This is a genomic window from Pseudomonas sp. CAN1, assembly GCF_030462585.1.
GTDB lineage: Bacteria > Pseudomonadota > Gammaproteobacteria > Pseudomonadales > Pseudomonadaceae > Pseudomonas.
Map to the genome: position 1 here is coordinate 1 of NZ_JASMRU010000064.1, position 9,648 is coordinate 9,648.

At 69.0% G+C, this 9,648-nt stretch carries 2 protein-coding genes; both read right to left on the bottom strand.

The genetic code is table 11. The features are described from left to right. Positions 1–138: 138 nt before the first annotated feature. The gene (locus QO207_RS30690; protein ID WP_367620496.1) at positions 139–1,383 is read right to left on the bottom strand and encodes a TolC family protein; all 1,245 of its coding nucleotides are present in this window, start codon (positions 1,381–1,383) and stop codon (positions 139–141) included. Positions 1,384–1,415: 32 nt separating this feature from the next. Next, positions 1,416–9,569: an Ig-like domain-containing protein gene (locus QO207_RS30695; RefSeq protein WP_301536020.1), complete on the bottom strand. Its 8,154-nt coding sequence runs from the start codon at positions 9,567–9,569 to the stop codon at positions 1,416–1,418. Positions 9,570–9,648 lie beyond the last annotated feature (79 nt).

Genomic DNA, 9,648 nt, shown 5'->3' on the forward strand with positions numbered 1-9,648 from the left:
GGTGCAGCGGCATGCCCTCGCCCAGTTCGGTAAACCCCAGCGGCCGGCCGATCTGCCGGCACAGCAGGGACAGGCCCTGGCGTAGCGGATCGGCCTCGGCTTCGTGTTCCGCCAGCAGTACCACGTTGTCGGCGTTCATCAGGAAGCTCCCGCGGAAAGGTGATGTTCCAGCAGCGGCCCGAGCAGGCCGATCTGCGCGGCGGCGCGGTACTCCACGCGCTTGCGCTCGAAGCGCAGGTTGGCCAGTTGGCGCTCGGCCTCGAAGCGTTCGCGCTGCACATTGAGCAGGTCGATCACGTCGCGCCGGCCGACCTCGAACTGGTCGCGGTAGACGCCGCTGACGTCGCCCGACTCACGCACCTGGGCCACCAGCGATTCCTGGCGCCAGCGCAGGGTGTCGTCGGTGTCGAACAGGGTTTGCAGCTTGCGCTTGATGTCGCGCTGCATGGCGTCGCGGGTCCAGCGGGTGGACTCCAGGTGTTGCTGGGCGGCGGTGGGCCGGCGGAAGTTGGACAGGCCCTCGAAGGTGTCCATGCGCAAGCGCAGCGACACCACCGAATCGTTCTCCAGGTGCCCGCCGATCTCCCGGCGCAGCGAGGAGGCTTCCAGGTTCACCTGCGGCAGCAGCGAGGCCTTGCTTTCGCGCACCTTGGCCTCGGCCACTTCAGCGTCCTCGGCGGCCTTCTGGTACAGCGGACTGTCGACGATCAGGCGGTTCATGTCGTTGCCGGCCAGGTAGCGTTGCATGGACAGCGGCTCCGGTTCGGAGAGGTCGGCCGGCGGCTTGCCGACCAGTACCTCGTACTGGTTGCGGGCGTCCTGCAGGCTGCCCTTCTCCAGGGCCAGCTGTTCCTGGGCGCGGGACAGTTCCAGGTTGGCGCGGTCCAGCTCGCTGCGGTCGGAGTAGCCGTCGCCGCCGCGCGCCTGGGTCATCTCGCGGATGTCGCCCAGGCGCTGGATGTGCTGGCGTACCGTTTCGATCCGCGCCTGGGCGGCGAGCACGTCCAGGTAGGTCTCGACTATGTCCAGCGCCGCGTCCTCGCGGCTCACCAGCGCAGTCTCATCGAGCTGGCGGTGGGTGGCCTTGGCGCTGTCGACCTTGCTCTTCATCCGGCCCCAGTCGTAGAGCATCTGGGAGGCGGTGAGGTCGTAGACCACCTCGCCGAAGTCGAATTCGTTGGGCCCGCCGGACATGCTCACCTGCGGGTAGTAGCCGCCCTTGCTGATCTCTACATCGGTCTTGCCGCGCTCCGCCTCCGCCACCGCGGCGCGGACTTCGGGATGGATGGCGAGACCGGCGCGCACGGCCTCTTCCAGTGTCTGCCCCTGGCCTGCCGCGCTTGCCAGCAGCAGGCCATACAACCAGGCGTTGCGTAGTGTCATCCAGTTATTTTCCTTCTCCTGGGAACGTCGGCTCAGGACACAACGACGTGGACGGTGTTCTCCTCCACCAGCAGCGTGGTGTTGCCAAAGGTATAGACGTCATAGCTGACTCCGCCATGGAGCTGGTTGGCGCCGGTGTCCACCGCGCCCCTCACCGTGAGCGTGTCATTGGTGTCGCCGGTGATCTGCAGGACGTTGTTGGCATCGGTGACGGCGTCCACCTGGGCCGCAGTCAGGGTCAGGCTGCTGGGCGCGGCGTCGCCCTTGCCCAGGCTGATCCGCTCGATGTTGGTCATGGTCCCGGTGAACAGCGCGCCGTAGGTCAGGTTGATGCCGCTGTCGAGGATCACCGTGTCGAAGCCCGCACCTCCGTCGACACTCTTGAACAGGGTCGACTGCAGCTGGATGGTGTCGTTGCCGTCGCCCGCCTGGACGATGTCGCCCTGACCGACGTGGAGGAACAGGTCCGCCCCGGCGTTGCCGTAGAAGTGCTCGGTGGCATTGGTGCCCATCAGCACATCGGCGCCGGCGGTACCGGTGACACTCACCTCGCCCAGCGCCAGGCTCAGCCCGGCGCCGGTCAGGGACAGGCCATAGGTCGCGCTGGCGTGGCCGGCGGCGTCGTAGGCGATCAGGTTGATGCTCAGCTGGCTGCCCAGGTTGAGCAGTTGGGTGACGGACAGGCCGAGCTGGGCCAGCAGGTCAGGCGCCAGCAGGTTGATGGTGAAGTGGCCGGTGCTATCGACGATCGGGTGCAGCGAGACGTTGAGCAGCGGCGTGATGATTTCCACGCCCAGGCTGCCGCCGGCGATGGCCGTGCCGCTGAGCCCCAGCACCGGTGGCAGCAGCCCGACGGCGAGGCCGAGACTGCCGATGGTGATGGTGTTCTGCGTCAGCACGTTCTCCAGGTCGATGCCCACCAGGTTGCCGACGTTGCCCGCGGCGTCGCGGGAGCCGACGGTAACGCTGGCGTCGAGCAGCTGGTCCCAGCTCATGGTGGTGGCCAGGCCGCTCAGCAGGTCCAGGGAAGCGAGCCCGGCGTTGTTCGCCGCCACCTCGGTGTGCGACACCAGGCCGAGCAGCTTGGCATCCACCAGCAGGGTGCTGCTGGGTTCCGAACTGATGGTCAGCAGGTTGCCCACCAGCGACAGCACAGGGTTGGCCGGCGCGATGGTGTCGAGGGTGAAGCTCGCCGGGGTTGCCGTCAGCCCGCCGTTGACGTCGGCAGTGACGGTTGCCGCGCCCTGGGGGATCACCCCGACACCGGCGGCCGGCAGCATCGTGACCAGGGCCACGCCGGCGAGGATTTCCGCCGAAGTGAGCACGTGGGCCTGGCTGAAGGTGTAGCCGCCCGGCCCGGTGTAGCGCAGGGTCAGGGTCTGCCCGGCGCGCGCCCCGGCGGTCAGCCCGACGCGCACCTGGATGCCGTCGGAAAGCTCGGCCTTGTTGATGTAGCCGTCGGCCGCCTCGGCGATGGTCAGCACCGGCCGGGTGAGGTCCGGCGCCTGGATCTGGATCGCCGTGCCGACGTTGCCGGCAGCATCCACCGCGTTGACCGTGAGCAGTTGCCCGGCGGTCAGCGCGGGGCTGAGGTTGACGGTGAAGTTGCCACTGCCGTTGGCCTGCACGGTGATCGGGTTGGCGGTGTCGCCGTTGATGATCACCTTCACCGTGCTGTTGGCTTCGGCGATGCCGGTAAGTACGGTGCCGTTAGCGGTCACGCTCAGGCCGCTGGGCGCAACCGGCGCCACGCTGTCGACACCGATGGTGGTGGCGATGCTGACGTTGCCGGCGGCGTCCTTGGCGGTGACGCTGACCTGGGTGTTGTTGGCCAGCGCCGTGCCCGGCGTGTAGCTCCAGTGCCCGGTGGCATCGGCGGTGACCTGGGCGATGATCGCGCCACCCACCTTGAGGATGACCGTAGAGCCGATTTCCGCGGTGCCGCTGAGCACGCTGCCATTGCTCGGCGCGACCACCGGCGCAGTCGGCGCCACGGCATCCACCGTGACGCTGGCGGCGACGCTGGTGTTGCCCACCGCATCCCGCGCCACCACGCTGACCTGGGTGTTGTTGGCCAGCGCCGTGCCGGGGGTGAAGCTCCATTGCCCGAGGGCGTTGGCCGTGACCTGGCCGATCACCGAGCCGCCGACACTGAGGATCACCGTCGCCCCCGCTTCCGCAGAACCGGCCAGCACCGTGCCGTTGCTCGGGTTGATCACCGGCAACGGCGGCGCGATGGCATCCACCGTGGTGGTGGCGGCGACCACGCTGACGTTGCCGGCAGCGTCCTTGGCCACCACGCTGACCACCACGCCGTTGGCGATGGGGGTCGTCGGGGTGAAGGTCCAGGCGCCATTGGCGCCGGCAGTGACCTGACCGAGCAACGCGCCATTGGCACCACTGATGATCACCGTCGAGTTGGCCTCGGCGGTACCGTTGAAGGTCACGCCATTGCTGGCAGCGACCACCGGCGTGTTTGGCGGGATGCGATCCACGGTGACGCTGGCGGCGACGCTGGTATTGCCCGCCGCATCCTTGGCCACCACGCTGACCACCACGCCATTGAGCAGCGCGGTGCCGGGCGTATAGCTCCAGTGCCCGGAGGCATCGGCGGTGACCGTGGCGATGGGCACGCCGGCCACGCTGAGAACCACGCTGGCGCCAGCTTCGGCAGTACCGGCCAGGGCGCTGCCATTGCTCGGTGTCACTACCGGCACCGTCGGCGCAACGGAGTCGACCACCATCACGGCGGCAGCGCTGAGGTTGCCGCTGGCATCGCGGGCAACGACGTTGACCACGGTGCCATTGGCCAGTTGTGTGCCAGGGGTGAAAGACCAGGTGCCGTCGATGCCGGCAGTGACCTGGCCGATTGCTCCGCCGAGGCTGTTGGTGATGATGATGGTTGCGTTGGCCTCGGCCGTACCGCTGATGACCGTGCCGTTGCTCGGCGTGATCACCGGGATGGCCGGCAGGTCGCTGTCCACCACCACGCTGACCGAAGGCCCCTGGTTGCCGGCGGCATCCCGCGCGACGGCCGTCACCTGCACGCTATCCGCCACCGCAACGGTCGGCACGTATTGCCAGTTGCCGTTGGCGTCCACCTTCACCTCGGCGAGCAGAGTACCGCCCACCCGCAGGATGACCGTGGAATTGGCTTCCGCCGTACCGGCGAACACCGTGCCGTCGCTGGCCATCAGGGTCGGCACCAGCGGCGCGACGGCGTCGACGACGACATTGACCACGCTGCTGACGTTGCCGGCGGCATCGGTTGCCGTGACGCTGACCTGGGTGTTGTTGGCCAACCCGGGGAGCGGCGAGAAGCTCCAGTGGCCGGTGGCGTCGGCATTGAGGGTAGCGATGGTCAGGCCACCGACCTTGAGAATCACCGTGGCGTTGACCTCCGCTGTACCGCTGATGATCGTGCCGTTGCACGGGTCGACGGTGGGCGGGTTGGGCGCCAGGCTGTCGACCACGGTCGACGCCGGGCCGCTGCTATTGCCAGCGGCGTCCTGGGCCATGGCATTCACCGTGGTGCCATTGGCCAGCGCCGGACTGGGCGCGAACTGCCAGTGGCCGGTGCCATCGACCTGGGTGGTACCGATCAGGTTGCCGTTGCCATCGCGCAGGACGATCGTCGCGTTGATCTCGCCGGTCCCCGCCAGCGCAGTGCCGTTGCTCGGCTGGATGGTCGGAGTCGGCGGCGCCACGCTGTCCACCACGGTGGAGGCCAGGAGGCTGGTGTTGCCGGCAGCATCCCGCGAGACGACGTTGACCGTGGTGCCATTGGCCAGCGCGGTGGTCGGGTTGAAGGTCCAGTGGCCGGTGCCGTCGGCGGTGACCTGGCCAATGGCGTTGCCGTTGCCATCGGTGAGGATGACGGTGGAGCCGGCTTCGGCGGTGCCCAGCAGGTGCGCGCCGTTGGTGGGGTTGATGGTCGGTTGCGGCGGCGCCACCGAATCCACGGTGGTGCTGGCCGCGCCGCTGGTGTTGCCGGCGGCGTCCCGCGCCACCGCATTCACCACGGTGCCGTTGGCCAGTTGGCTGCCCGGCGTGTAGCTCCAGCGGCCGCTACCGTCCGCCGTGACCTGGCCGATGGCATTGCCGTTGCCATCGGTGAGGATGACGGTGGCGTTGGCCTCGGCTGTGCCCGCCAGGGCGGCGCCGTTGCTCGGGTTGATGGTCGGCGCGCTGGGCGCGACGCTGTCGATGGTGGTGTTGACCGCACCGCTGGTGTTGCCGGTGGCATCCCGCGCCACGGCGTTGACCACGGTGCCATTGGCCAGCGGGCTGGTCGGCGTGAAGCTCCAGGCACCACCGGCGCTGGCGGTGGTCTGGCCGATCACGTTGCCGTTGCTGTCGGTGAGCAGCACGGTGGCGTTGTTCTCCGCCGTGCCGTGCAGCTCGGTGCCATTGCTGGCAGCGATGGTCGGCGGCTGTGGTGCCACCGAGTCTATGGTGGTGCTGACGCTGCCGCTGGTGTTGCCGGCGGCATCCTTGGCCACGGCATTGACCAGCGTGCCATTGGCCAGCGCCGGGCTGACCGCCAGGCTCCATGCTCCATTGCTGTCTGCGCGTACCTGGCCGATGGCGTTGCCGTTACCGTCGGTGAGCAGCACCAGCGCGCCGGCTTCGGCGCTACCGGTGAGCAGCGCACCGTTACTCAGGTTGATGGTCGGGTTCGCCGGAGCGCTGTTGTCCACCACGGTATTGACCGACGAACTCTGGTTGCCGGCCGCATCCACCGACACCGCGTTGACCTGGGTGCCATTGGCCAGCGGCGCAGTTGGCGTGTAGCTCCACTTGCCGTTGCCATCGACGGTGACCTGGCCGACGGGATTGCCGTTGCCATCGGTGAGCACGATGCTCGAGCCGATCTCGCCGGTGCCGCTGAGCACCACGCCATTGCTGGGCAGGATGGTCGGCGTGGTCGGCGCAGTGGTGTCCACTAGGGTGTTGGCAAGGGTGCTGGTATTGCCGGCGGCATCCTGGGCCACGGCATTCACCGTGGTACCGCCGAGCAGCGGCGGGTTCGGGGTGAAGCTCCACTGGCCGGTGCCGGGGTCGGCGACGACCTTGCCGATGGGGTTGCCGTTGCCGTCGGTGAGGATGACGGTGGCGCCCAGCTCGGCGGTGCCGGTGACCACAGCGCCGTTGCTGGCATTGACCACCGGTGCCGGCGGCGGCACCGAATCCACGGTGACACTGCCGACCTGGCTGGCATTGCCGGCGGCATCCTCGGCCACGGCATTGACGACGGTGCCGTTCGCCAGGGGCGACGTCGGGGTGACCGTCCAGTGACCGGTACTGTCGGCCACTGCCTGTCCAATGGCATTGCCGGTGCCATCGGTGAGGGTGACGGTACTCCCCGCCTCCGCCGTCCCCGTCAGAACCGTGCCGTTGCTGGCGTCTATCACTGGCGCATTCGGCGCCACGGCATCGATGGTGATGCTGGTCTCGCCACTGACGCGCGGGCCGTCCACGGTCACGGCGGAAATCTGCACGCCATTGGCCAGCTGCGTGGGCGGCGTCCAGCTCCAGTTGCCGGCACCATCGGCGCTGACTTCGACCAGAGTGGCGCCATTGCCGTCGAGGATGCGCACCAGGGCATTGGCTTCAGCCGTGCCGGTGACCACGCTGCCATTGCTCGGATCGATGGTCGGGGCGGCCGGCAGCGTCACGTCGACTGTGGTACTGGTCGGCGGGCCGGCGTTGCCCGCTGCGTCCACCGCCACGGCATTGACCACGGTGCCGTTGGCCAGCGGCGTACCGGGAGTGAAGCTCCAGTGGCCACCAGCATCCACCGTGACCTGCCCGATCGAGTTGCCATTGCCATCGGTGAGAATCAGCGTACTGCCCGCCTCTGCCATGCCGCTGAGCACATCACCATTGGTGATGCTGAGGGTCGGTGCGGCCGGCGGATCGGCATCGATGGTGACGTTGGTTGGCTGGCTGTTGTTGCCCGAGGGGTCAGTGGCGACCACGCTGATCGCATCGCCGTTACCCGGCTGCGGGTTGGGCACGATGCTCCACTTGCCATCGCCATCCGCCGTGGTGCGGCCCAGCTCGGTGCCATCCAGGCTCACCACCACCAGGCTGCCGGCCTCCGCGGTCCCGCTGACCACGCTGCCATTGCTCGGCGCAACCACCGGCGCGGCCGGCGGTATGGCGTCGATGACGATGGAAGCCACCGGGCTGGCATTGCCCGCTGCGTCCTGCGCAACCACGTCGATGCGGGTGCCGTCAGCCAGCGGCTGGTTCGGGGTGAAGGTCCAGTGGCCGGTGCCGTCGGTGGTGGCCTGGCCGATCAGCACGTTGTTGGCGTACACCAGGGTGATGGTGCTGCCGATCTCGGCGGTGCCGTGCAGCTCGCTGCCATTGCTCGGGTTGATGGTCGGGGTGTTCGGCGGCGTCGAGTCGACCACGACACTGGCGCTGCCGCTGGTGTTGCCGGCAGCATCCTGTGCGATGGCACTGACGGACGCGCCGTTGGCGACCGCCGTGCCGGTGGTGAAGGTCCAGTGGCCGTCGGCGTTGACCACCGCGCGGCCGATCTCGCCGCCGGGCCCGCTGAGGATCACCGTGGCGCCGGCTTCACCGGTACCGGTGAAGGTAGTGCCGGCGCTCGGGTCGATCTGCGGAGTGGGCGGCGCCACGCTGTCGACGCTGCCGCTGACCAGCGGCGTGGTATTGCCCGCAGCATCGGTGGCCTGCACCGTGACGGCGGTGCCATTGGCCAATTGGCTGCCCGGCGTGTAGCTCCAGTGGCCGTTCGGGTCCACCACCACGCGCGCCACTTCGCTGCCGGCGACGCTGACGATGACGGTACTGCCGATCTCGCCACTGCCACCCAGAACCGTGCCATTGCTCGGATCGAGGGTCGGTGTGCTGGGTGCCACGGCATCCACCGTGACCTGCACCGGCGCCGCCTGGTTGCCGGCGGCATCGCGGGCGACGATGGTCACCACGGTGCCATCGGCCAGCGGCTGCTGCGGGGTGAAGCTCCAGTTGCCGCCCGCCCCGACCTGCACCTGGCCGAGGGAGTTGCCGGCGGCGTCGGTGAAGACCAGGGTGCTGCCCTCCTCGCCGGTGCCGCTCAGTGCGGCGCCGTTGCTTGGTGCGGCCACCGGGGCGGTGGGCGGCGTGCTGTCGACGGTAGCGCTGGTGCCGTTGCTGGGGTTGCCGGCGGCGTCGGTCGCCACCACGGTCACGCTGGTGCCGTTGGGCAGCGGTGTGCTCGGGGTGATGCTCCAGTTGCCGCTGCCATCGGCGGTGGTCTGGCCCACAGGATTGTTGTTGCCGTCGGTCACGGTGACCGTGCTGCCTGGCTCGGCGCTGCCGCTGATGTTAGTGCCGTTGCTCGGGTTCACCACCGGGTCCGCCGGCGGTGTGCTGTCCACGGTCACCGTGGTGGTGCCGCTGCGGTTACCCGCCGAGTCCACCGCGACCACGCTCAGGGTCGTGCCATCAGGCAACGGGCTGCTCGGCGTGTAGCTCCAGGTGCCGTTGGCGCCCACCGGCACCTCGGCGATCACCTGGCCGTTGGCGGAGATCACCACCACCTGTGCGTTGGGCTCGGCGGTACCACCCAGCTCGTTGCCGGAACTGGGGGTGACCACTGGCGCGGCCGGCGGCTGGGCGTCCACGGTGACGGCGGCCGTGCCGCTGGAATTGCCGGCGGCGTCCACCGCCTGCGCCGAAATCTGCGTGCCATTGGGCAGCGCCGGCTGCGGCGCGAAGCTCCAGTGGCCGCTGCCATCGGCAGTCACCTGGCCGATCACGTTGCCGCCCGCATCACGCAGGATCACGCTGGCGCCCACCTCGGCGGTGCCGGTGAACAGCTGGCCGTTGCTCGGGTCGATCACCGGTGTCGACGGCGGCACCGAGTCCACCGTAGTACTGGCAATCGGGCTGGAGTTGCCGGCCGCGTCGGTAGCGGTGACGTTGACCACGGTGCCGTCAGGCAGCGGCGTGGCGGGTGTGTAGGTCCACTGGCCGTTGCCATTGGCGGTGGTCTCGCCGATGGCATTGCCGTTGCCGTCGGTGAGGGTCACCGTCGAGCCCGGCTCGGCGCTGCCGCCCAGGCTGGCGCCGGTGCTGCCATTGACCGTCGGCGTGGCTGGCGGCACGGCATCCACGGTGCCGCTGACCGGCACGCTCTGCTGGCCGTTCGCGGGATCGACCGCCACCACCTGGTACTGGGTGCCATCGGGCAGCGGCGAATCGGGCGTGATGCTCCAGTTGCCATTGCTGTCAGAAGTGGTCTGG